Raw genomic sequence first — 22633 nt, 5'->3', positions numbered from 1 at the left:
TAAGGGGGCCTCTCAGAAAACGGAATAAATAGCACGTTAAGGCATCCGACCATTTTGCTGAACTACGGGCTTATTGGTAGCGAAAGTCGAATCGGCCCTCGGTGACGCGAACCTGCTGGCCGCTGGCTTTTTGGGTGCCCGTGAACTGAAACCGACCTGCCACAATGTGTTGCGCGCTGTCGATGCGTGTAATGGTTAGCTCGCCCGGGTTGAGGTCCTGGGAGCGGTAATCGCTGCCCAGAAAACATATTGCCTGGGATTCCCCTTGGTACGTGCCCAGGGGATACGTACGCCCCTGTTCCAAGACAGTGGCGGGGACCTCAATGCTCACGGTGGGGTACGCCGCGTCTTGCGCATCCACGAAGTAAAATTGTAGGCCTTGCACCTGGGTGGCACTCGGGAAAGCATAAGCAAACTGGAGCCCTTGCTTCGGCCACTTAGTGCGAGCAATCAAGATTCTCCCGTCCACTCTGCAACCCACCATGTTCGCCCCGGTCGTGGTTTCGGCCGGTAGTTGCGGGGCGGGGTCTTTTTTTGTGCATGCGGCGAGGCAGAGCAGCCAGCAGAGAGCGAAAGGACGAGACATAGACGCAAGTTAGTTCGGCTGCTGGTGATTATAAAGTGTCCACCCAACCAGTAACTTAAAGGCTGATTACGCCCGTGTACGCATACGCACGGGCAACGGTGAGCTAGGGTGCTGCTTAGCGGTAGCCGAAGGGAAAGCCGATGTTGAAGTACGGCAGGAGCTTTTTCGATACGCTCGAGTACATCAGGCTCGTGTCGATGGGGCCCAGGAATGAGTTGATGCCCAGGGTGAGCGCGCCCCCGTAAATCACTGCGGCTGGCTGGATGTTGGTGTTGCCGTCGAGGAAGCCGTGGTAGAGCACGTTGGCTTTTCCCGTGAGGTTGATGCGCGGGGTGAGGGCGTATTGGTAGCCCACCAGGCCGGCGGCGGCGCTGCTCACGAACAGGGACGCTTCGGGCAGGCCGGCAAACGTGAGCTGGTTGCGGATGACCCCGTTGAGGCCGCCCACCACGAAGTCGTTGGCAATGGCTTGTCGGTAGCGCTGGTTTACCCCGGCTTGCAGCTGCAGGAGCAGGGTGGCACGCTTGGTCAGGGGGAGGTACTGCTCCGCGTTCAGCCGGTAGCGGCCGTAGGGCCGGAACGAGAAGTTGGGCGACGCCTCGGTGCCCACCACCACGTCGCCCTGCAGGACCTTGAAGTCCGGCCGCTGGCCGTACACGGCCCCGGCTTCGGCCTCCACCTTGCGCCCGCTGCGGGGGTAGGCCACGGCATTCAGGGTGTTTTCCTCGAACAACAGGTAGCTGTTGAGCAGGTGCAGCCGGCCGTCTATCTGCAGCCGCGAGGTAATTTCGGGACTGAAGCGGCCGTACTCGTAGCGCGTGCCCAGCCCCAGGCCCCGGTTGCGGCCCAGCAGCTGGAGCAGCTGCGCATTGGCCGTCGCGTAGGTTTGGGTGTAGAGGCCGGCTTTGTCGAAGTCGGGCGTGTAGGTGGTGATGCTGACCCGCTCGCCCTGGGCCAGCAGGCGGGCCACCACGGTTTTGCTGGCCCCCAGGTACTGGGTGTGCTTGAGGCGCAGGCGCGGGTTCTCGCCGATGTTCACCGCCGCCTGGCTGGTCGAAAAAGGCAGCAGCAGGTCGTGGGCCGCTACGCTGGCAATCAAGCCGATGCCCGTGAAGGAATTGTAGTGCAAGCCCAGCCCCACCCGGGTCCGGGCGCTGGGCTCCACGTCGAACACCACGCGGGCCGACGAATCGGTGGCGGAGGCAGCCTGGAGCGAGTACGTGATTTTGCGGAAGTAGCGCGTGCCAAACGCGTTGCGGATGGCCGCCGAAAGCTGCGGGGCCGTGTAGTAGCGGTTGGCCCGAAACTGCATCTGCTGCATGAGCGACGGCACCAGTTCAGGCGCTAACCCCCGCACCTCGTACCCGGTGAGGTACACGGAGTCGGCCCGCGGGGCCGGCGCGGCGGGCGGCGGCGGGCCGTAGCGGGCGTTGAGCGAATCGTTCAGGGCCTTGAGGCGCGGAAAAATGGCCCGGCCCTGCTTCAGGCCCAGCTGCGTGATGGGTGCGGCGGCCGAGAAGCTGCCGCTGCCGTAGTCGCCCAACGGGTAGTCGACGAACACCGTGCAGAGCTTTTTTTGGGTGATGAAGTCGGCGTTGTCCTTGAAGGAGGAGATTTGCAGCAGCACGTCGATGGGGCTGCGCAGGTTGGCATCGGTGTAGGCTCCGGCCGACACGTTGCTGCCGATAATCACGTCCGCGCCCATGGCTTTCACCTCCGACACCGGGAAGTTGCGCACGATGCCGCCGTCCACCAACCGGTGCCCCTGGTACTGCACGGGCGTAAAAACCGACGGAATGGCCATGCTCGCCCGGATAGCCGCCACGATTTCGCCCTGCCGCAGCACGACGGGCTCGCCGGAAATGACGTCGGTGGCCACGCACCGGAACTCGCGCTCGAACTGACTGAAATTCTTGGTCCTGTAATACGGAAAGAACAGCTCGCTCAGCTTCAGCCACAGCTCTTCCGACTCGATGACCCCGCTGGCGAGCTGAAATTTGCCTTTCACGAAGGGCAGCTCCACGAGGTAGCGCCCGAAGTCGTCCTTTTCGGGCAGCGTGATGGTGCGCAGCTGAGCGGCGTTCGTCAGCAGGGCATCCCAATCGAGCTGGCCGGCCACCCGCTCAATCTCCACCCCCGAATACCCCGCCGCGTACAGCGACCCGACCACGGCCCCCATGCTCGTGCCCGTCACGTAGTCCACCTTCACCCGCGCCGAATCCAGGGCTTTGAGCAAGCCAATGTGGGCCAGGCCGCGGGCCCCGCCCCCGCTCAGCGTCAGGCCGATGCGGGGGCGAGCGGCGGACGTTTGGGCTTCGGCCGCCCAAGGGCCGAGCAGCAGAAGCGGCAGCAGAAGCAGGGACTTGCTTATGGTCATGGCGGCGGGTTGCGATTCAGGCTTTCTTTTTCAGGATTTTTTTCTTCTTGCTCGGGACCGGGCTGTTGTGGCCCGCCACGCTAACGCAAGCCGAGGACGGTGACGACGGCCGGGTTGAACAGATTGCCGCTGCTGCTGTACCAGAGGTCGAGACGGCGAATGCGACGCCCGCCCAGGCGTTGCAGGTTGAGCGGGGCGCTGTCCTGGCCCGGCCGCAGGCGGTAGCGCAGCGGCACGCTGCTCGCCGGCCCGTAGTCGTAGCTCACCAGCAGGTGGTCGAGGGTCAGGGGCATGTTGCGAACGCGCAGCTTGAGGTAGCGGAAGTTATGGTAGGCCCCGTCCAGCACCGCGCCGACCTGCCCGACCGGCCGCCGTACCGCCAGGGTGATGACGGGCAACCACTCGCTGTAGGACGGCCGCGGCGGCTGGATTACCGGCTGGGGCGGCCGGGGCGGCTGAATTTGGGGCTGGGGCGGGCGCGGCGGCTGCGGCTGCACCACCACCGGCTGCGGCGGCCGGGGCGGCTGAATTTGGGGTTGCGGGGGCCGGGGCGGGCGCGGCTGCCCTACCACCGGCTGCGGCGGGCGCGGCGGCTGCACGCCCCCCGGCTGCGGCGGCTGGGGCACCGAAGGCATCGGCTGCTGGGCTGGGGCGGGCAGGGCCGCGAGCCCGGCTCCCAGCAAGGCGGCGAGAAACAGCGTGGTTTTCATAGAATAGCGGCGGGTGAAAGCCGTTTAGGATGTAACCAGTAATAAGGTCCGGGCAAAGCCCGCGCTTAGCGCACGCCTTCCCAGGCCCGGAGCTCCTTGGCGTGCGGGTTGGCTTGGAGCTGCGAGCGGGTGTTGAACAACATGGTCTGATGCTCGGCGGGGGTGTAAGGGGCCCAGCCGGGGCTGCCGGTGCGGGCAAATTCTACCCAGGCGCTTTGCATCTGCTCGGCCAGCTCGGCGGGGCCGCCGCTGGGGCCCAGCATCCCGCGCGCGCCCGTGACCAGCGCCCGCTGGTTGAACACGAAGGGCAGCGCCAGCCCGTGGTAGGCCCCGTAGCTGCTGGCCGCCACCGAGGAGGGCCAGGCAAACTCGTACATGTAGGTGCGGCCGGGCTGGCGGGCGTGGGCATCGGCGAGGTGCACCGAGGGCACCTGAAACTGGTAGGCCGTGGCCATGGCCGAGAGCAGCTCGCCCGGGCTTTTGGCGGGGTAGGCCTGCTTGTACACCGTAATCAGGGCGGCGGGCGCGGGGTGGAGGAGGCGCTTCACGGCCAGCGTCAGCACGAAGTTGGACTTGACTTTCTTGAGCAGTCCGGTGGGAACCAGGAAGTAGTTGGCCTCGTCGGAGTTGTAGCCCACCAGCACGTCCACGTCGCGGCCGGCCCCTTGCTGCACGGCGGCCAGGGGCACGGCGGGCACGATGTCGCCGTCGAGCACCGGAAAGAACAGCGCCGTGCCCGAGCCGGGGTCGCGGTACTCGTCGGTGTCGAGCTTCACCATTTTGGGGGTGACTTTTTTCTGAGCATCCAGCACCTGCTCGGGGCTGAGGCGCCGGAAGGCCTCGGCGGTGTTTTTGATGCGGAGCACCTGGGCGTACTTGGCGGCGATGCGGTCGGCCTGCTCGCCGCTGAGCACCGATTGCCCCGAGCCGCTCATCAGAATGGCCCGCCGAAACAGGCCCTTGGCGGCCGGGCTGGCCAGCAGCGTGGCCACGCTCATCGCCCCGGCCGACTCGCCGAAGACGGTTACGTTGGCCGGGTCGCCGCCGAAGCGGGCAATGTTGGCCTGCACCCAGCGCAGGGCCGCCAGCTGGTCGCGGGTGCCCCGGTTGGACGGTGCACCCTTGATTTTCAGGAAGCCCTCGATGCCCAGCCGGTAATTCAGCGAGACCAGCACGGCTCCTTTTTGGGCGAAACCGGTGCCGTCGAACAGCGGTACGTCGCTGGCCCCCACCGCAAACGCCCCGCCGTGGATGTACACCAGCACGGGCCGGGGGGGACCACTGAGGGCGGGGGTCCAGATGTTGGTGGTCAGGTAGTCGTCGCCCTTCACCCAGCCCTTCCCGAATACGGGTTGGTCGTCGATGTCACCGGCCGGCGGGCGGTTGTACGGCGCAGTGGGGCCGGCGGCGGTGGCGTTGCGCACGCCCGTCCAGGGCTGGTGCGGGGCCGGGGCCGCAAAGCGCAACTCCCCCACCGGCGGGGCCGCGTAGGGAATGCTCTTAAACACGAGCACCTCGCCCACGCGCTGCCCGCGCACTTGCCCGGCTTCGGTGGTGGCCACCAATCCGTCGTCGGTCTGGGCGCGGGCCGTGGGCGGGCCGGCCAGCAGCAGGCCGAGGAATGAGAGTAGAGGGAATGATGTTTTCATGGGGGGTTAGAAGTAGGGTGCGGGGTGGTACCCGGTAGGGCTTGGCTGCGAATCACCGAAAGTCCGCCTTAGCGGCCGGGGCCGAACAGCACGTCCTTGTTGCGCAGCCACAGGGCGCGGTCCACCAGCTCGGTCGATTTTTTGCTGAAGCGCCGGCTGCCCAGGTTGAGGCCCACGCCGGCCACGAGCAGGGCAATGCCGCCGAACTGCTGGTTTTTGCGAAGCACCGCGCTGCCCACCAGCGCCGCCACGGCCCCCACGCCCAGCAGGCGGGATACGGCCCGGTCGTGCCGGCCTTGCAAGTACAGGTCGCTGGTGACGCCGGGGCCAAACTCGGTCTTGAGCTTGCGAAACGGCAACTGCTGACCACCCATGATGTACTTGTCGCCGTAGCCGTAAATCGTGCGGGTGTCGTAGACCCGGCGCAGCGAGTCGCGGGTTTGGGCCTGGGCGGCCGGGGCATTCCAGCCCAGCAGGAAAACGAGCGTGGCCAGCCCGAATTGAAGGAGTCGTTTGGTCATAGCGTGAGGGGGATGAAGAGCGGGGGGAAAAACAGCAGGTGGGGAATAATGGCCTTGGACGGCGGCGCGGAAGTGGCCGCCTGTGAGGGTCGGCGGGGCCTGACCGCGGCGGCCGGCACGGGGGGCACAGGCATCGGTTCACAATAGTAAAATGACCGTTTCCGGGAAGCAAGAAGCGCGGGCTTAGGCCTGTTACACTTTGTAAAATGTAACACAGAATCGCCGAAATTCAGCTGTATGCGCACTGTTTCGATTCACGACGGACTTGGTTCGGGGTGTAAGAAATGCTGTTGGCTCCTCTCCAAGCCGAGGGGTGGCTGACGGGATGCCTTAAAACATTGGCTTTATATTGCTGTATTCTAATACTCGCAGTGATGCCGCACGGTATAGAGTTGCGGCATGTGAACTGCCCGGAAAAAGACTGTCGCTTCCACCCAGCCGGCCCGTATGATTCCAGCCCTACCCCTGATGCCTTACGCCGAGCCGCTGACGCTGCTCATGTTCCTGAGCGCCTTCATCGGAACGCTCGTCAGCGTTATTCTCGCCTTCGTGAACACGGTGCAGCGCCACGCCAACCGGCTGCTGGGCGTGTCCTTGTTCAGCGTGGCACTGTTTGCCCTGACCAGCGGGCTGCTCATCAACCACTCCATTTTCCTGGTGCCGCACCTGTTCCGGCTGAACATGCCGCTGCACTACCTGGTCGCGCCCTGCGCCTACCTCTACGTGCGGGCGGTGCTGTACCAGGAAATCCGGTTTCGGCGCTACGACTGGCTGTTTTTTATCCCGTTCGGGCTGCATACGCTGGAGCTGCTGCCGTTTCTGCTGCACAGCGCCGCCTACAAGTTTCAGTACCTGGAACGGCTGCTGGTCGACATTGCCGGCGTGACCAAGCAGCAGGAAGGGCTGCTGCCGGCCTACTACCACCCGGTGCTCAAGTTTGCGGCGGGCACTGCCTACGCCGGGCTGCAGTGGCGGCTGCTACGTCAGTTTAGCCGCCAGACGAACTCCGCCAGCGGCTGCGAAAACCAGGCGCTGCTGCGCTGGCTGCGGCTTTTCACCGTGCTCAACACCCTACTCTACCCGCCCCTGCTGCTCGCCACGGTGCTGCCGGTCGGGGGCACGGCAGCCACTATTTTCGCCGTCGGCGCGCTGGGCAGCTACCTGCTGGTGACGTCCACGCTGCTGTTTCTGCGGCCGCAGGTGCTCTATGGAATGCTCGGCTCGCGGCCCGTCGGTGAGGCCGGGCCTGCTTCGGATTCCGCCGCGGCCGAAAAGCCGGACGATGCGGTGCGGGCGTATTCGCTGAGCGACGAGCGGAAATGCGAGTACCGCACCCGGCTGGAGGCGCACATCGGGCAGGAGCAGCCGTTCCGGCGCAAGGGCTACGGCATCAAGGACCTGGCGGCGGAGACGGCCATTCCGCCCCACCACCTGTCGGCGCTTATCAACCAGGAATACCGCATGAATTTCAGCGATTTCATCAACCGCTACCGGGTCGAGTACATGAAAGCACGCATGGGGCAGCTGGGTTGGCGGCACCTCACCCTGGAAGGCCTCGCGCTGGAAGCGGGCTTCAGCAACCGCACCACGTTCGCCCGCGCCTTCGTGAAACTCGCCGGCTGCACGCCCACCGAGTACCTGGCCCAGGTTGCGCCAACGGCCTAATTACAAGTAGTTTATTCAGCTGAAGGACACGGCGGCGGCTCCTTTTGCTGTCACATATTAGAAAGTGTAACGCGGTAGGACCGTCCTGCCCTTGTCAGCGCCCGGCGGGCCCGCTACGTTTGTGGCCAGGGTATTTCACCAGGCAATCAGACAGCGGCAGATGAACCCAGCGGATGACATCGGGTGCGCCCTCGCGGCGTTCAATCAGCTGCCGCCGGCCGCGCAGCTCACCTGCGTCTGGGAGCAGGGCTACTGCCTGGCGGCCCGCCCAGCCGGCCCAACGGGCCTGGTGCGCATCTATCAGGTTGGGGCCTTTTTCGTGGAAATTAACTTTCACACCCCTTCCGATTTCGAAATCCTGCGGGCCTTTCACGACCCCATTTACCTCCAGCCCTACCTCGACCAGATTGACCTCGACGCACTGCTGGAGTGAGTGCCCCCCTGCGCAGCGCCAACCAGCCGCGCTGCCCCGCGCTTGTTTCGAGTTCGCCAGAAAACCCGCCCCATGAGCCCTCACGCGCTTTTCCTGTTGCTGCTGTTGCTGGCTGCCTGCGCGCCGGTTCGCCAGAATAACGCCCTGCCACCAGCCACCAGCCCCACCGCCAGTACGCCGCCGCCCGTTGCGCCGCCCATGCCGGCCGCCCCCACCAACCGCTGGGACGAGTTGCGCCGCCGCGGCGTGGACTTCGTGGCGTCGGGCAGCGAGCCGTTCTGGTCGCTGGAGCTAACCAGCCGGGGGCAAATGCGATTCCGCACGGTGGTCGCCGGCGACTCCCTGCTCCTGCCGCTGCCCGCTCCCAACCAGGCGCAGGATGCCCCCGTGCTGCGCTACCGTGCCTTGACCGGGGCCGGAGAACTGACCGTGACCATTGCGCAGCGAACCTGCACGAACAGCATGTCGGGCGAGGTGCTGCCTTATACCGTCATGGTGCGGGCCCAAACCAGCGCCCAGGCCGCCGCCCGCGACTTTGCCGGCTGCGGCCGCTACCTCGGCGACTCCCGCCTGCACGACCTCTGGGCCCTGGAATCCATGGACGGGCAGGCCGTGGCCGCCGCGCAGTTTGGCCCGCAGAAGCCGTACCTGGAGCTGAACCTGACCCGCGGGGAGGTGCTGGGCTTCGGCGGCTGCAACGGCCTCGGCGGCTCCCTCACGCCGGAGCGGGCCGGCCTGCGGTTCGGCACCTTGCGCGGCACCATGCTGGCCTGCCCGGCGCTGTCCTTCGAGCAGAAATTCCTGAAAGCCCTGTCCGGGCAGTCCTTCACCTATCAAATTGAAAACCTGCGGCTCACGCTGAAAAATCGAGTCAGCACACTGGTTTTTAGAAAATTTGACTGACGCGCTACTGCATTGAAACCCAACCACTCCTTTCTCATGCTCACCAAAACCCTCCTGCTCGGGGCCGCGCTGCTGGCCGCCGCCTGCCAGGCCACCAACCCGGCCGCCAACGCCACCGCTGACCCGGCCACCGGCGCGGCCGCCAACCCAGCACCGGCCGAACCGGCGGGCGGGGGCAGCGAGAAGCTGTTTGCGCACCGCTGGGCCTTATCCGAGGCCGCCAGCCAGCCGGTAGCGCCCACCGGCGACGCAAAGGAAGCGCACCTGCTTTTCTTTCCGCCCAACCGCGTGGGCGGCTCCACGGGCTGCAACCGCCTCACTGGCACCTTCGAGCTGACGGGCGGCGGCCAACTAAAATTCTCCCCGCTGGCTACCACCCGTATGATGTGCCCCGAGCCGGCGGCGGCCAATGAAACCCGCTTCGTGCAGGCCTTGGGCACCGTGAAAACCTATTCCGTAACCGACGCGGCGCTGGAGCTGCGCGACGGCACGGCCGTCGTGGCCCGGTTCCGCGCCACCCCGGCCAGCCCGGAGAAATAACCGGGCCATTCAGCCGGCAGCTTCCAAGCAAACCTTTACCCTCAACAACAACACTATGAACACAAACAACCTGAGTAAATCAGTACTGGCAGCCACCATGCTGGTCCTGCTCGGCGGCTGCGACAACCGCTCGGCCTCTACCACGGCTTCCTCGCCGGCCGAAAAGGGCGCTTCGGCTCCGGCCGACCAAGCCCAACCGGTCTGCTACCGGCAGGTGCGGGGGCGCGACACCACGCTGGTGCGACTGCGCATTAGCGGCGCGGCCGTGACGGGCGAGCTGGCCGTGCTGCCCGCTGAGAAGGACAAGGCCCGCGGCTCCTTAACGGGCACGCTGACTGGCCAGCAAATCGTGGCCGACTGGCAGCGGGCCGGCGAGGGCGTGACGCAGGTGCACGAGGTGCGGTTTACGCTGGCCGGCGACTCGCTGCGGTGGCGCGAGGGGGCACGCATCGAAAAAAACGGCAAATGGGTGTTGGTGAAGCCCGACCAGGGCTATGAGTACGTGCTGGGCAAAGTCGTCTGCGACCAGTAGCCCGGTGCGCTCAGTTGCCGGGCCGGGGGGGCGCGGCAGGTTGGTCCTGCGCGATGAGGCGCTGCAAATTCTGCAGGTTGCCGTAGTTGGGTCGGATGAAGCCCAGCCCGGGGTTGTCGAGGTCACGGATGGCCTGCACGGTGAGCACCGAAATAACCACAAACAGGGCGGGCACCAGGTAATGGCGGGTTTCCTGAGCGCTGTTGCTGAAACCCACCAGCACCCCAATCGCCCAGGACGAAATCAGCAGCAGCGCGATGATGGAACTCGGCGTGCCTTCCTGGTAGGAGTAGTGCAGCCGGGACGTGGCGGCGCTCAGCTTGTGGAGGGCCGGCAGCAGCCGGCGCACGTCGTCGGGCCGGACGGCACCGCGCAGCTGCTGCCAAGCCTGGTGGTCGAGCGCCGCGATTTTGCGGGCGTGCGCCGGGTCGGGCCGGGGCTTGGGGCGGTGCTCGGCGAGCTCTAGCGCCAAAAACCGCAGCAGCAAGCCCCGGACGATGGCCGGACCGGGGGCGGGCAGCAGCTGGCCTTCCCGGTACAGCTCGGCCACGGCATCCGACGACTGGTGAATCAACACGGTACGCTCCTTGAGCGTGTTGTTGGACGAGAGGAGGGTGAAGGAAAGCAGGAGCCCGAAAATGGTGATAAGCGCGTTTTCAATGCCCGATGGTTTCCAAATCCGACCGCGGCGGCGGTAGTTCACTTCGGCAAACACGTAGCCCACGCCCACCGCCAGCAGCAGCGAGGCCGGATAAACCAAGGTGAATAGGAGAATATCGAACAGATTGTGCCACATAGACGGGATGTAAAGAATGGCTACCGAACTGTCCGCTAGAAATTTGGCTGCTGGGGCTGAAGTGCGGGCTGTTAAGTGAACAAGATACCCTCCTTTTTTTGAAACGAGGTGCTTCTACCTTGCCACCTTTTTCGTGAACAAAGCAACGCAGGGCTTAGTCACCGTATTCTCCAGTCATATTTGGGGTGCCAAACGTGAACCTGCTCTTACCACCTCACCCGTGCGCCCTTTCCTACTCCTCCTCTGTTTGCTATTGCCCGGGCTGCTCGCCGTGGGCCAACCCGTGCCGTACGGCAATAACGCGGCCGCGGGCCACTACCAACTGGTGCGGGGCGTCAAGCTCTACTACGAGGTGCACGGCAACGGCCACCCCCTGCTGTTGATTCACGGCAATGGCGGGAGCATCGAGAAGTTCAAGGCCAACATCCCCTACTTCGCCCAACGCTACCAGGTGATTGCCGTGGACAGCCGGGCGCACGGCAAGTCGGTGGACCCGGGCGACTCGCTGAGCTTTGAGATGATGGCCGATGACTTTGCCGGCCTGCTCACCGCCTTGCACCTGGACTCAGTGAACGTGCTGGGCTGGAGTGACGGTGGCATCAACGCACTGTTGCTCGCGCTTCGGCATCCCAGCAAAGTGCGGCGCCTAGCATCCACGGGGGCCAACCTCTCGCCCGACTCGGCGGCCCTAGTACCGGCGGTGTGGAAAGCGCAACAGCGGGCCTACCAGGCGAATAAAGGCACGGCCTTTCCCGACCCGGGGAAGCGCAATAAATGGAAGGTATTCACGCTGGATGTGTTGCAGCCCAACATTCCGCTGGCGACGCTGCGGCAGATTGCGACCCCCGCCTTCATCATCGCTGGCGACCGGGACATTATCACACACGCCCATACGGTGGCTATTTACCGCAACTTACGCCGCGCCTGGCTGTGGATAGTGCCCAACAGCGGCCACGCCACGCTCCGGGAGCATGCCGACGAGTTCAACCAAAAGGTGGACGAGTTCTTTCAAGCGAAGGCGATACCGGCCCTAGCACACTGACGACAGGAGTAGTTTGCGCTGGGCATAATTTGGCCCTGATGACCGAAATCACCGTTTCGCTGAACGAGCCAACCCCATTGGGCTGCCCTATCTTGCTCCATGATTTTTTCCGTTACGCCGCACATTGGCGCAGGCGCGTTGCGTTTCGGCATGAGCCGGGCAGCCTTCCGAGCACAATTACCCGAGACGCCCGAACGCTTTTTCAGGGGCGAAGTAGAGGACACCGATTCGTATCCATCGCTGGGCTTGTTCGTCCTCTACAACGACGCCGAAACGTGCGTGGCCCTGGAGTTCACCCGGCCGGCCCGCGTGCTGCTGGACGGCACGTCGCTCCTGCCCTTGTCGAAAAAGAAGGCACTGGCTCTCTTTGCCGCCGACCCCGCGTTGGAACAGGACGAGGCCGGCTATACCTGTTACCAGCAGGGCATCGGGGCCTACTACGAAGATTCCCAGCGGGCCGAAAGCGTCATTGCTTTTTCCCCCGGCTATTACAGTTCGGAAGACCCAGGTTAACTATTTCGCTCCTTACTTTGAACGAGGCGTTTACCTTGGGACCGTTTGCGTGAACGAGTAGGAGCTATCTGTCCATGAGCAAAGCTGTTTAATCAAGCTTATGCTTTTATGGAAAATATAAAGGACATATCAGCCGTGGCTGGTGCTAGTAAGTCTGCATTGGCAAACCAATCTAGATGAAAGTGCCCACCAGGGGGCACATTGACTAGGCTTTCGACAAAATCAGTCAACTTTCGGAACGCTTGTGAGTCCCCTACAAGCTTAAACTCGGCACCATGTATCAGAGCCGAAATTACCCCCTTCGATTGGCCCACCGTTTCCATTGACAAATGCTTCATTGGCAATGGAAAATAAATATTGGGCTTGAGGTTGAGAGCGAATACGCCTGTTGAACGTTCAGCCAATTGCTTCGCAGCGCTGGCGAAATCAGCCTCAGTGCCCGAAATATCGATTTCGGAGTACTCCTCCTGCGTGCTAATGTTAATGGCTATTTCGCACATAATATGTGTTGAATTTGAACGCTCCTTAATTTAAACAGAGCCCGTTTACCTTGCCACCCTTTCGCTGAACCAGCGCAGACGGAGCTTTGCCTTTTCGTACTTTTCCCGGCCGCTCACAGCCTTGTTCGATGTTTATTCCTTCCCTGCGATTGATTGAAACAGCACTTCGTAGTTACTTGGGGCTACTTGTTCTATTTGCCGCCGGCGGCATTCTCATAAAAATCAGTGCGTTTTATGAGTTTCAGCCGGACCATATCGGGCCGTACAATATTCCTTTTCTTGACGCTCAACTTCTAGCCTTAGGGTACATGCTGCTGCCTTTTGTGGGAACTGTGCTCGCGGCATTGGCGGCTTTTGGACGCCGCCCGCTGGCCTACGCGGGCATCTTGTTTTTCCACCTGCTTTTCTGGGTCGTTCCCATTATCTCCTTGGTTATTCGTACGCACAGGCCGCGGGCCCTAGTGGTCGAGAACTGGCTTAGCATCGCGGTGATGACAGCGGCTTTGTATTTGCTGACGACCCCGGCGGTGCGCACGTATTTTGCCTTGTCTAACGAGCATAGCGTGAGGTTATACCAGTACACGGCCTTGACTGCGTTTGGGTACGCGGTCCTGGGTTTTATATTCTAAGCTTCACAGATAGGCTCCTATTTTTGAACGGGCCTAAGTTTAGGGCAGTACCGTTTTCCTGAACGGTAGATTTGTGGCCACTATTACCAGCAATCGGCCAATTCCTTACTTTCGGTCGCATTAGCTCCCGTGACACGCCATGCCCATCCTAGCCCGCACTGATTTTACGCTGGGGACAAAAGTGCTGATTTACGGCGCCACCGTGGGCTTTGGCGTCGTGGCCGCCTGGAGCGCTGTTGAGGCCGTGCGCGCCCGAGACTACGGCCAGCTGTGGGTCGTCAGCCTGCCCTTATTACTCGGCTGCGCCGCCGGCCTGGTTTACGCCCTGCGACACCGGCTGGAGTTGACGGATACGGGCCTGTGGCAATACGGCTTCCGTACCAAATACCTGCCGCTGGCGGACATTGACGGCTTGGTCGAGAACCTGGGCGCCTACGAGGTCCGCTCGGCCCATACAACGATTCGCCTCACCACCGATTTGCAGGACCAACGAGGGTTTAAAGACCGGGTGGTGGCACACCTCCAGCACTGGGACGCCACGCAAAGGCCCTTCCCCGGACGCCGCCTGCCCCCGGAGGACGCAGGCAAGCTGCTGACCCAAGTGCAGCACATGGTCGACGAGGGCGTGCGCACCGACACACTGTTCGCGGCGGACCCTTTGCTCTTCGAACAGTTGACCGACCCGGCCTATTACCTGGTGTACGAACACCCAGTCCATGCCTTTTTGCACCGGGTTTACGATGCCGAGGGCGCCGACGTGCACGCGTGGCTAGCCCACCGCTCTACTGCGACGACGGTTCCGGGAATGAACGTGTTTCTGTTGCCTCACCACGTCGAATGGCTGGTGGTCTACCTCGGCAACGGAACCATTTTGGTGAGAACCACCGGGGAATGAGCTCCTAATTGACTCAATGAAGCAGCCTTTATTATTCCGACCGTTTGAATGAACACGAACGAAGGCCAGTAGCCGCACAGCCCGAAGCGACCCTAGCTGTGCGTTCAAGCGTGCTTAATTTGGGCGGCCCTTCCCCCTTGTAAAGCGTGAACGATGAAGAAATTTAGTTTGGTGCTGGTGGCGTGCTTAAGTGCCTGGTCAGCCCGAGCGCAAGCCCCGCGCGTGCGCAGCGTGCGCCTCAACGCGTATCCCCTGTCCAGTTCCACGCTTATCGGGGTGGATTCCGCGGACATTCAGCAGTCCGCCCCGACCAAGGTCACGCTAAAACAGGGACAGGTGTTTGTCCGCCGGCTGGACGAAATGCTCGCCGCAAAGGACAGCATCCCAGTGGGGCGCTTCAAATCCCGTTTCGTGCGTTTCCGTTTCAACGTTTTCTACCAGGGCGGAACCACCCGGGCCATTTACGTGGCACAAGGCAGCACCTTGCTTTCCCGCGGGAGACTCTATCGGCTAGACAACGAGTTAAAAACCCTCCTCCGGGCTTTCATCCCCAACCCGAACGAGTACTTGCCGGTAAGGGCTCCACGCAACGAGGCCACCCAACCAGGCCGTTAACAAGACTGGCCAAATTAATGCTCGTTTCGGTGAACGGATGGCAGTTGGCCGGTGCCAAATGCCAACAGACCGCTGCAGGGCCAAGCGAGTTTAAGAAACTCGTCTACGGATGAAAGTTTACGAAACGCGCCGAGGGGATGAGTTTCGTGAACTCACCGAGCCCCCAGCCCGGCATGCTCTGCGCCAAGGCCAAGCGCCCGCCCCGGCCACCCCGCAGCAACTACTTCGGCGGGTTCCGGCCCCGCGCCCCGCGGCACGAGCTATAGCCTGTGCGACAAGCCACCGCCCCCTTGCCTCCCGGCGCGGGGGCTTTTTGGTGGCTGGCAGCCAGCGGCCAAAAAAGGCAACTATGTTGGGTCCGTGCCATACTACTACGCAAACGTAGCCGCTACCTTTACGGCAGTATCTATATAGCGCTAATTGATTGCGGCAGGCTTTCCTGGTCAGGAGGCGAACCCGAAGGATGCATCCGACTGGTTCTCTTCCCTGCTTATGAAAAACTTCTGCACTGCTACCGGGCAACCGGCGGGCGCGCCCGCGCCCGCCGCCTTCATTACCCGGCTGCTGCTGGCCCTGCTGCTGGCCCTGCCGGGGCTGGCCCGGGCCCAGACCACCTCCTTTGCCTGCACCGGCGGCACCCAGAGCTACGCAGTGCCGGCGGGGGCTACCAGGCTGACCGTAGTAGCCACGGGGGCCTACAACGGAGCCGTGGTGCAGGCCACCGTAACGGTAACGCCCGGCGAAAGCCTGCGCGTGGAAGTGGGCGGCACGGGCAGTCCGAACGGCCCCAGCGGCGGCGGCAACATGATTCCGTTCGGCTACAATGGCGGGGGCGGCAGTGGCAGCAGTGGCCGGGGCGGCGGCGCTACCGACCTGCGGCGCACGGGCACCAGTACCGGCGACTACCTCACCAGCCGCAACGCGCTGCTGGTGGCCGGCGGCGGCGGAGCCGAGGGCTATAATCTTCAATCTGATTCGTACTACGCCGGCGGCAGCGGGGGCACCCCGCCCGGGGGCAACGGCACTGCGGCGGTGGGAGGATACGCGGGAGCCGGCGCTACGGCCACCGCCGCGGGGGCGGGGGCAACGGGGGCCTCGGCCGGAGCTGCCAATGTCGGCGGGGCTAATGCCGGGTTTGGCGGCAGCGGAGGCGGCGGCTACTACGGGGGTGGCGGCGGCGGCCAGAGCGGCAGCGGCAGCAATGTCTCCGGCGGCGGCGGGGGCGGCGGCTCGTCGTGGGTGATGGCGGGCAGCACCGCCATCAGCTACAGCCCCAGCGGGGTGCTCAGCAACGGGGCCATGACCATCACGGCCATTGCCCCCAGCCCCACGGCCACCCCCACCGTGGCCGCGCCCGCCAACGGCGGCACCGTGACCACCGCCACGCCCACCTACAGCGGCACGGCCGCGGCCGGCAGCACGGTGCGCCTGTACGTGGATGGCACCCTGCTGGGCACCACCACCACGGCCACGGCGGGCGGCACCTACTCGCTGGCGCAGCCCACGGCCCTGACGCAGGGCAGCCACTCGGTAGCTGCCACGGCCCAGGCCAGCGGCCAGCCCGTGAGCGCCAGCTCGGCCACCAGCACGTTCACGGTAGTGCTCGCGCCGGTCATCAGCAGCTTCACACCCCTGAGCGGGCCGGTGGGCACGAGCGTGACGATAACGGGCACGAACCTGAGCGGGGCCACGAGCGTGCGCTTCAACGGCACAGCCCAGACCAGCTTTACCGGCAGCGCCACGCAGATTGTGCTGGCCGTACCGGCCGGGGCCACCACCGGCACCCTGACGGTGACCACGCCCAACGGCACCAGCGCAGCCAGCAGCCAGCCGTTCACGCTGTGCGCGGCCCCGGTGGCCACGGCCCGAAACGTGTCCCTGACCCTGGACGCGGGCGGCAACGCCCCGCTGGCCGCCACGGCCGTGAACAACGGCAGCACCGCCGACTGCGGCCCGGCCCCCGCCGGAGCGCTGAGTGTGTCGGCCAGCGCCTTCAGCTGCGCCAACGTGGTGCCGGCCACGGTGGCCAGCGGCCTGAGCTTCAATGGCAGCAGCCAGTACCTGGCCGTGGCCGCCGGCAACAGCCTGCCCATCGGCAACGGCTCCTACACCCTCGAAGCCTGGATTAAGCCCACGGCCATGGGGGCCTACGGCATCATTGGCTGGGGCAACTACGGCACCGGGCCGCAGGTGAATGCCTTGCGGCTGTTCAACGACGGGCGGGGCATTGGCCTCGAAAACTACTGGTGGGGCCCCGACCTCGTTACGAACACCGCCAACCTGAGCGGAAGCTGGCACCACGTAGCCGCTACCTACAACGCGGCCACCAACACGCGGACACTCTATCTTGACGGGGTGGCCATCAGCTCGGACAACCCCGGCCCCCACGCCGTACCCAATGCCAACAACCTGACCATCGGCACCACCAATGGCAACGAATACTTCAATGGCCGCATCGACGAGGTGCGGGTGTGGAGCGTGGCCCGCACGGCCGCGCAGCTCAGCATTACCAAGGGCACTGGCCTGCCCGGCGGCACCGCCGGCCTGCTGGCCTACTACCGCCTCAACGAAGGCAGCGGCACCACCACCGCCGACGCCACCGGCACTGCCGCCAACCTGGCTACGTTTGTGAACGGCCCGGCCTGGACCACCGATGCCGCCCCGGTAACCAACGGCACCCCCGTAACCCTGACCGTGACCGATACCGGCGGCAACACCGCCACGGCCCCGGCCATCGTGACGGTGCTCGACAACACCGCCCCCGCCGTGGCCAACCTGCTGCCCGATGCTCCGGCCCTGGCCCTGGCCAACGTGCCCGAAGCGGCCGGCTACGGCGTGCTCTACCAGGTAGACATGCCCGCTAACGCTAATTTTGGGAGCCTGGGTGCAGTGGCCTACGCCGTCGATAAATCGGCTACGGTGCTGCCCGCCAACCCGGCGCGGGTAGCCTACTACGTGGAGCTAACCAGCGGCGGCACCACCAGGTGGGTGTGGGCCTCGATGGACAACTTCGCGGCCAACCTCACCCAGCTGGGTCTGCCGCACCCCACGGCCAACCCCGTGAACTGGCACCAGAGCGTAAGCAACCTGAACGTGTACAGCAACGCCGGCGGCACCCTCGTCACGGGCAGCAGCCTGGGCACCGGCCGCGTGGAGATGTGGCCCAGCAACTACACCCAGACCAACACCGACAACGTGGCAGTGGCCAACGGCAGCTATTTCGATATGAGCGACGGGGGCCAGAACACCGCCGCCGGCCACGGCTCGTTCCAGGTGCACAACCTGACCACGCCCCAGACCGTGTTCGGCTACAACGGCTGGGGCTCCTCGGCCGCCGCTGACGGCGTGGGCATCGGCAATCAGAATGCGCCCGGCACGGGCGACACCGACTGGACCTTTGGTAACAACGTGGGCAACTACACCGTCAAGAGCCTCTACATCCTGGTGCCCGACCCGTCGGCTTCCATCCAGTCGGCCACGGTAGCCCTCGGGGCCGGCGGTACCGTTACCGTAAGTCCCGCGCAGGTGTACCGGGGCAATGCCACCGACAACTGCGGCACGGTGACAGCCAGCATCAGTCCCAATACCTTCACCTGCGCCAACCTGGGCGACAACCCCGTAACCGTGACTCTGAGCGACGGCTACGGCAATACCACCAGCCGGACGGCCATTGTAACGGTGAGCGTTCCGGTCACGCCCACCACCACCTGGCTCGGCACCAGCACCGACTGGACCAGCTGCGCCAACTGGAGCTTCGGCCAAGTGCCCGACGCGGCCACCAGCGTGATTATCCCCACCGGCAAGACCACCTACCCCAGCCTGCCCGCCGGCACCTACCCCGTGCTGAGCCTGACCATCGACGCCGGCGGCACCCTCACGGAGGCCAGCGGGGCCACGCTGCAAGTGAACGGCAACTGCACCAACAACGGCACGGCCACGCTGAACGGCACCGTCGCCTTCGTGGGCAGCGCCGCCACCCAGACGCTGAGCATCGCCTCGGGCGTGACCACCCTGACGGTGAACAAAGCCGCCGGCACCGTGCAGCTGGCCCAGAACCTGACCATCAACTCCGGCCTGACCCTGAGCAGCGGCACACTTACCACCACGGCCAGCTACCAGGTGAACCTGGGCGGCTCGGCCACCATCAGCGAGTCCGATGCCAGCTACGTCATTGGCAAAGTGGTGGTGAACCGCCCGCTGGCCCCCGGCGCGGCCCAAAGCTTCAGCGGCCTGGGCCTGACCCTGACGCCGGCGGCCGGCTCTACCGCCCCCGGCGCCACGGTGCTCACGCGCACCACCGGCACGGCCCTGGCCGGGGCCGGCACCAGCCAGAGCATCCTGCGCAGCTTCAACATCCAGCCCGCCGTGAACACGGGCCTGAGCGTGACCATGGACTTCGCCTATTTCCCCCACGAGCTCAACGGCATCGCGGTGGCCAGCCTGCGCTTGTTCAAGTCGGTGAGCGGCGGCACGCCCTGGATACCGCAACGCGGCACCACGGCGGTTGGCAGCGTCATCACCAAAACCGGCATCACCGACTTCTCCATCTGGACCTTGGGCAACAACGCCGCCCCGCTGCCGGTGGAGCTGGCCGCCTTCACGGCCACGGCCGAAGGCCCGGCCGCCGTGCGCCTGGCCTGGGCCACCGCCTCGGAAAAGAACAGCCAGGCCTTTGAGGTGGAGCGCAGCGCCGACGGCATCGCCTTCGACCATATCGGCACGGTAGCGGCGGCCGGCAGCAGCAGCTGCACCCGCCGCTACGAGCTGCTGGACGCCAAGCTGCCCGCTGGTGCGGCCCGGCTCTACTACCGTCTCAGGCAGGTGGACCTGGACGGCACGTTTGCCTACTCGCCGGTGCGTACCGTGCCCCTGACGGGCGCGGCTGCCGGTCTGGCCCTGTACCCCAACCCGGCCCACGCGGGCGCAGCCACCTTCACGGGCGCGCAGCCCGGCACGGTGGTCACGGTGTTCGACGCGCAGGGCCGGCTGGTCACCACGGCCCCGGCCGATGCCACCGGTACGGCCGCGCTGATGCTGCCGGCCGGGCTGCCCACGGGCGTGTACGTGGTGCGCGTCGGGGCCAGCGTGCTACGCCTGACGGTGGAGTAAGAAGCTGCGTCCATAGTCGCCATGCAGCCCCCGTGCCTCCCGGCGCGGGGGCTGCATGGTAGCCGGTAGTACGGCGCTGCCTGGCTCAAATATGACATGTTCATGTCATATCGGGGCGTATTGGAGGCCGCTACCTTTGTGGTAGTGTCTATATATCACTAATTAATTACGGCAGGCTTTCCTGGTCAGGAAGCGGACCCCCAATAATTACCCGACTGACTCTCTTTCTTGCTTATGGAAAACTCCTACACTGCCGCCGGGCGGGTGGCCCGCATGGGCTGGCCCACGTCCGTACCCTCCGTCTGCCGGCCGCTGCTAGGGCTGCTGCTGTCGCTGCTGCCCTGGACGGCCGGAGCGCAGGCCCCCACCATCACGGCGGTGGCCCCGCTGGCCAATGCCCGCGCGGCGGCCCGCACCAGCCCCGTGGCCATCACCTTCGACCAGGCCCTGACGGCCGGCTCGGCCCCGGCGCTAAAGGTGCATTCGGCTCAGCGCGGGGGCCTGCGCACCGTGGCCGCCCCGGCCGTGGTGAGCGGCAGCACGCTCACGTTCACGCCTTCAGCCTATAGCTTTTTGCCGGGCGAAACTGTGAGCAGCACCGTGACCACGGCGGCCGCCAGCGCCGGGGGCGCGCTGGCCACGGCGCGGGTATCGCAGTTTACGGCCGCCACGGGGGGCACCGGGCGGGGCCTTTTCCTGCCCGGTGCCACGCTGACCAATCCCACTGCGGGCGAGGTAGTGGCCGCCGACTTTAACAACGACGGCATCCTGGACCTGGCCGATACCGGCGGGGGCCTGCAGGTGCGGCTGGGCACGGGTGGCGGCACCTACGCCGCCCCCACGGCGTATGCCAGCGCGGGCGGCTTCTTTTCCCTCACGGCCGGCGACCTCGACAACGACGGCGACCTCGACCTGGTGGTGCCCACTAATGGCACTAACGGCACCACCAGCGGCACAGTATCGGTGCTGCAAAACGATGGCACGGGCGCCTTCACGCTGCTGGCCCCGGCTCCCGTGAGCAGCGGCGACCCGCGCAAGGCCGCCCTGGGCGACCTCGACGGCGACGGCGACCTGGATATGGTGGTGCCCAGCTCGGCGGGCGGCGGCACCATCACGGTGTACACCAACAACGGCAGCGGGGCCTTCACGCTGGCCGTTGCCATCAATGGCGTTGCGGCCAATGCCGTGTTTGCCGTGCTGGGCGACGTGGATAACGACGGCGACCTGGACTTTGCCGTGAGCGACTACGCCAACGGCAGCGTGGTGGTGGGCCGGAACGATGGCACCGGCCTGGCCTTCACGACCAGCGTGCTGACCATGAACAGCCAGCCCAACTCCGTGGTGCTGGCCGACTTTACCGGCGACGGGGCCCTCGACCTGGGCACGGGGGGCGAAAACACGACTCAGTTCTCGCTGCGCACCAACCTCAACGACGGTACCGGCGGCTTTGGCCCGGTCGTGAACGTGGGCATGCCCACCAGCACTTCGGGCGCGGCCGCGGGCGACGTGGATGCCGACGGCGACCTGGACCTGGTGGCCAGCAGCCGCGGCACCACGGGCTTCTTCCTGCGCCTGAACAACGGCACGGGTACGTTCGGTGCCGCCACCATCATCGCGGCGCCTACCTCCGTGTTCTACTTCGCGATGGCCGACCTCGACAACGACGGAGACCTGGACCTGGCCGGGGCCAACCCGAACGGCACCGGCGGCCTGTATCTGCGGCTGAACCTGCCGCCGGTGCCGGTCATCACCAGCTTCACGCCCACCAGCGGGGCGGCGGGCACCGTGGTCACCATCACGGGCACCGACTTCACGGGGGCCACGGCCGTGACCTTCAACAATGCAAACGCGCCGGGCTTCGTGGTGAACTCGGCCACCCAGATTACGGTGAGCGTGCCCACCGCGGCCAGCACCGGCCTGATTCGGGTGACCACGCCCTCAGGCACGGCCGCCAGTGCCACCAGCTTTGCGGTGCCGGTGCCGGTCGTGAGCAGCTTCACGCCCACCAGCGGGGCGGCGGGCACCGTGGTCACCATCACGGGTACCAACTTTACCAATGCCACGGGCGTGGCCTTCGGCAACACTGCCGCGCCGGGCTTCTTACTGAACTCGCCCACCCAGATTACGGTATCCGTGCCGGCCGGGGTGGTGCAGGCGCCGGTTTCGGTTACCACACTTGCGGGCACGGGCACCAGCTTGGGCTACTTCACCGCGCCGGTATGCGCGGCGGGCAAGGTAACGCTGACGGCCAACGGCCCCACGACCATTCCGGCCGGGGGGCGCGTCACGCTCACGGCCGCCGCCGTGCTGGCCGGCCTGACCACCGGTACGGGCTTCAACTCCACGGTGAGCGCGCTGGTTGTGCAGCCCGACGGCAAGGTGCTGGTGGGCGGGGCCTTCACCTCTTATAACGGCACGGCCACGGGCGTGTCCCGCATCGCCCGCCTCAACGCCGACGGCAGCCTGGATGCGAGCTTCGCGACGGGCGCGGGCTTCAACTCCACGGTGAGCGCGCTGGCCTTGCAGCCCGACGGCAAGGTGCTGGTGGGCGGGGCCTTCACCTCTTATAACGGCACGGCCACGGGCGTGTCCCGCATCGCCCGCCTCAACGCCGACGG

The 22633-nt window shown here is 65.2% G+C and carries 19 protein-coding genes; 12 read left to right on the top strand and 7 right to left on the bottom strand.

What is annotated here, in order from left to right:
* Positions 1-70: 70 nt before the first annotated feature.
* From HBN54_RS17350 to HBN54_RS17330, 5 genes are all read right to left on the bottom strand, one after another.
* Positions 71-361 (bottom strand): DUF6252 family protein, encoded by a 291-nt coding sequence (locus tag HBN54_RS17350; protein WP_168674496.1) that lies wholly within the window; start codon positions 359-361, stop codon positions 71-73.
* Between the two features lie 340 nt (positions 362-701).
* Positions 702-2963, bottom strand: a complete 2262-nt coding sequence (locus HBN54_RS17345) for a patatin-like phospholipase family protein (protein WP_168674495.1) — start codon at positions 2961-2963, stop codon at positions 702-704.
* Positions 2964-3043: 80 nt separating this feature from the next.
* Entirely contained in the window at positions 3044-3673 is a 630-nt protein-coding gene (locus tag HBN54_RS17340; protein ID WP_168674476.1) for a hypothetical protein, read from the bottom strand.
* 65 nt (positions 3674-3738) lie between these two features.
* Positions 3739-5322 carry a carboxylesterase/lipase family protein gene (locus HBN54_RS17335; RefSeq protein WP_168674494.1) on the bottom strand — a complete coding sequence of 528 codons (1584 nt, stop codon included), beginning with the start codon at positions 5320-5322 and terminating at the stop codon, positions 3739-3741.
* A 68-nt stretch (positions 5323-5390) separates the two neighbouring features.
* Positions 5391-5843, bottom strand: a complete 453-nt coding sequence (locus tag HBN54_RS17330; protein ID WP_168674493.1) for a hypothetical protein — start codon at positions 5841-5843, stop codon at positions 5391-5393.
* A gap of 447 nt (positions 5844-6290) precedes the next feature.
* On the opposite strand from HBN54_RS17330, the gene HBN54_RS17325 reads away from it, so the two are divergent.
* From HBN54_RS17325 to HBN54_RS17305, 5 genes are all read left to right on the top strand, one after another.
* Positions 6291-7508: an AraC family transcriptional regulator gene (locus HBN54_RS17325; RefSeq protein ID WP_168674492.1), complete on the top strand. Its 1218-nt coding sequence runs from the start codon at positions 6291-6293 to the stop codon at positions 7506-7508.
* A gap of 160 nt (positions 7509-7668) precedes the next feature.
* Positions 7669-7941 (top strand): hypothetical protein, encoded by a 273-nt coding sequence (locus HBN54_RS17320; RefSeq protein ID WP_168674491.1) that lies wholly within the window; start codon positions 7669-7671, stop codon positions 7939-7941.
* A gap of 72 nt (positions 7942-8013) precedes the next feature.
* Positions 8014-8844 (top strand): META domain-containing protein, encoded by an 831-nt coding sequence (locus HBN54_RS17315; RefSeq protein WP_168674490.1) that lies wholly within the window; start codon positions 8014-8016, stop codon positions 8842-8844.
* Positions 8845-8880: 36 nt separating this feature from the next.
* A complete protein-coding gene (locus HBN54_RS17310; RefSeq protein WP_168674489.1) occupies positions 8881-9384 on the top strand; it encodes an META domain-containing protein in 504 nt (167 codons plus the stop codon).
* Positions 9385-9439: 55 nt separating this feature from the next.
* Positions 9440-9916 (top strand): hypothetical protein, encoded by a 477-nt coding sequence (locus HBN54_RS17305; protein ID WP_168674488.1) that lies wholly within the window; start codon positions 9440-9442, stop codon positions 9914-9916.
* Between the two features lie 10 nt (positions 9917-9926).
* Here HBN54_RS17305 and HBN54_RS17300 read toward each other — a convergent pair whose 3' ends face one another.
* Positions 9927-10712, bottom strand: coding sequence for a bestrophin-like domain (locus HBN54_RS17300; RefSeq protein WP_168674487.1), 786 nt, complete (start codon positions 10710-10712; stop codon positions 9927-9929).
* A 220-nt stretch (positions 10713-10932) separates the two neighbouring features.
* Between HBN54_RS17300 and HBN54_RS17295 the strand changes: the two genes are divergently transcribed.
* Both HBN54_RS17295 and HBN54_RS17290 read left to right on the top strand, forming a co-directional pair.
* Complete coding sequence (locus HBN54_RS17295) at positions 10933-11754, top strand: alpha/beta fold hydrolase (RefSeq protein ID WP_168674486.1); 822 nt, start codon at positions 10933-10935, stop codon at positions 11752-11754.
* Positions 11755-11853: 99 nt separating this feature from the next.
* Entirely contained in the window at positions 11854-12267 is a 414-nt protein-coding gene (locus HBN54_RS17290) for a hypothetical protein (protein WP_168674485.1), read from the top strand.
* A gap of 98 nt (positions 12268-12365) precedes the next feature.
* Here the strand turns inward: HBN54_RS17290 and HBN54_RS17285 are convergent, their stop codons facing one another.
* Positions 12366-12767: a hypothetical protein gene (locus HBN54_RS17285; protein ID WP_168674484.1), complete on the bottom strand. Its 402-nt coding sequence runs from the start codon at positions 12765-12767 to the stop codon at positions 12366-12368.
* Between the two features lie 128 nt (positions 12768-12895).
* Between HBN54_RS17285 and HBN54_RS17280 the strand changes: the two genes are divergently transcribed.
* The 5 genes from HBN54_RS17280 to HBN54_RS17260 all read left to right on the top strand — a co-directional run.
* Positions 12896-13396 carry a hypothetical protein gene (locus tag HBN54_RS17280; protein WP_168674483.1) on the top strand — a complete coding sequence of 167 codons (501 nt, stop codon included), beginning with the start codon at positions 12896-12898 and terminating at the stop codon, positions 13394-13396.
* A 139-nt stretch (positions 13397-13535) separates the two neighbouring features.
* A complete protein-coding gene (locus tag HBN54_RS17275) occupies positions 13536-14291 on the top strand; it encodes a hypothetical protein (protein ID WP_168674482.1) in 756 nt (251 codons plus the stop codon).
* Between the two features lie 153 nt (positions 14292-14444).
* Positions 14445-14906, top strand: a complete 462-nt coding sequence (locus HBN54_RS17270; RefSeq protein WP_168674481.1) for a hypothetical protein — start codon at positions 14445-14447, stop codon at positions 14904-14906.
* 492 nt (positions 14907-15398) lie between these two features.
* On the top strand, positions 15399-20015 hold the full coding sequence (locus HBN54_RS23880; RefSeq protein ID WP_168674480.1) for a LamG-like jellyroll fold domain-containing protein: 4617 nt from the start codon (positions 15399-15401) through the stop codon (positions 20013-20015).
* Between the two features lie 234 nt (positions 20016-20249).
* Positions 20250-22633: beta strand repeat-containing protein (locus tag HBN54_RS17260; RefSeq protein ID WP_168674479.1), on the top strand; the 2384-nt coding region annotated here is incomplete at its 3' end.

Source organism: Hymenobacter artigasi (assembly GCF_012275535.1).
In the GTDB taxonomy this organism is placed as follows: Bacteria; Bacteroidota; Bacteroidia; order Cytophagales; family Hymenobacteraceae; genus Hymenobacter; species Hymenobacter artigasi.
This window is presented reverse-complemented; position numbering and strand designations above follow the sequence as displayed.

Coding starts and splice junctions, on each gene's coding strand:
- HBN54_RS17305 (WP_168674488.1), top strand. CDS start 9,440: ATGAACACAAACAACCTGAGTAAATCAGTACTGGCAGCCACCATGCTG.
- HBN54_RS17285 (WP_168674484.1), bottom strand. CDS start 12,767: ATGTGCGAAATAGCCATTAACATTAGCACGCAGGAGGAGTACTCCGAA.
- HBN54_RS17330 (WP_168674493.1), bottom strand. CDS start 5,843: ATGACCAAACGACTCCTTCAATTCGGGCTGGCCACGCTCGTTTTCCTG.
- HBN54_RS17300 (WP_168674487.1), bottom strand. CDS start 10,712: ATGTGGCACAATCTGTTCGATATTCTCCTATTCACCTTGGTTTATCCG.
- HBN54_RS17315 (WP_168674490.1), top strand. CDS start 8,014: ATGAGCCCTCACGCGCTTTTCCTGTTGCTGCTGTTGCTGGCTGCCTGC.
- HBN54_RS17290 (WP_168674485.1), top strand. CDS start 11,854: ATGATTTTTTCCGTTACGCCGCACATTGGCGCAGGCGCGTTGCGTTTC.
- HBN54_RS17340 (WP_168674476.1), bottom strand. CDS start 3,673: ATGAAAACCACGCTGTTTCTCGCCGCCTTGCTGGGAGCCGGGCTCGCG.
- HBN54_RS23880 (WP_168674480.1), top strand. CDS start 15,399: ATGAAAAACTTCTGCACTGCTACCGGGCAACCGGCGGGCGCGCCCGCG.
- HBN54_RS17335 (WP_168674494.1), bottom strand. CDS start 5,322: ATGAAAACATCATTCCCTCTACTCTCATTCCTCGGCCTGCTGCTGGCC.
- HBN54_RS17270 (WP_168674481.1), top strand. CDS start 14,445: ATGAAGAAATTTAGTTTGGTGCTGGTGGCGTGCTTAAGTGCCTGGTCA.
- HBN54_RS17345 (WP_168674495.1), bottom strand. CDS start 2,963: ATGACCATAAGCAAGTCCCTGCTTCTGCTGCCGCTTCTGCTGCTCGGC.
- HBN54_RS17275 (WP_168674482.1), top strand. CDS start 13,536: ATGCCCATCCTAGCCCGCACTGATTTTACGCTGGGGACAAAAGTGCTG.
- HBN54_RS17280 (WP_168674483.1), top strand. CDS start 12,896: ATGTTTATTCCTTCCCTGCGATTGATTGAAACAGCACTTCGTAGTTAC.
- HBN54_RS17325 (WP_168674492.1), top strand. CDS start 6,291: ATGATTCCAGCCCTACCCCTGATGCCTTACGCCGAGCCGCTGACGCTG.
- HBN54_RS17310 (WP_168674489.1), top strand. CDS start 8,881: ATGCTCACCAAAACCCTCCTGCTCGGGGCCGCGCTGCTGGCCGCCGCC.
- HBN54_RS17320 (WP_168674491.1), top strand. CDS start 7,669: ATGAACCCAGCGGATGACATCGGGTGCGCCCTCGCGGCGTTCAATCAG.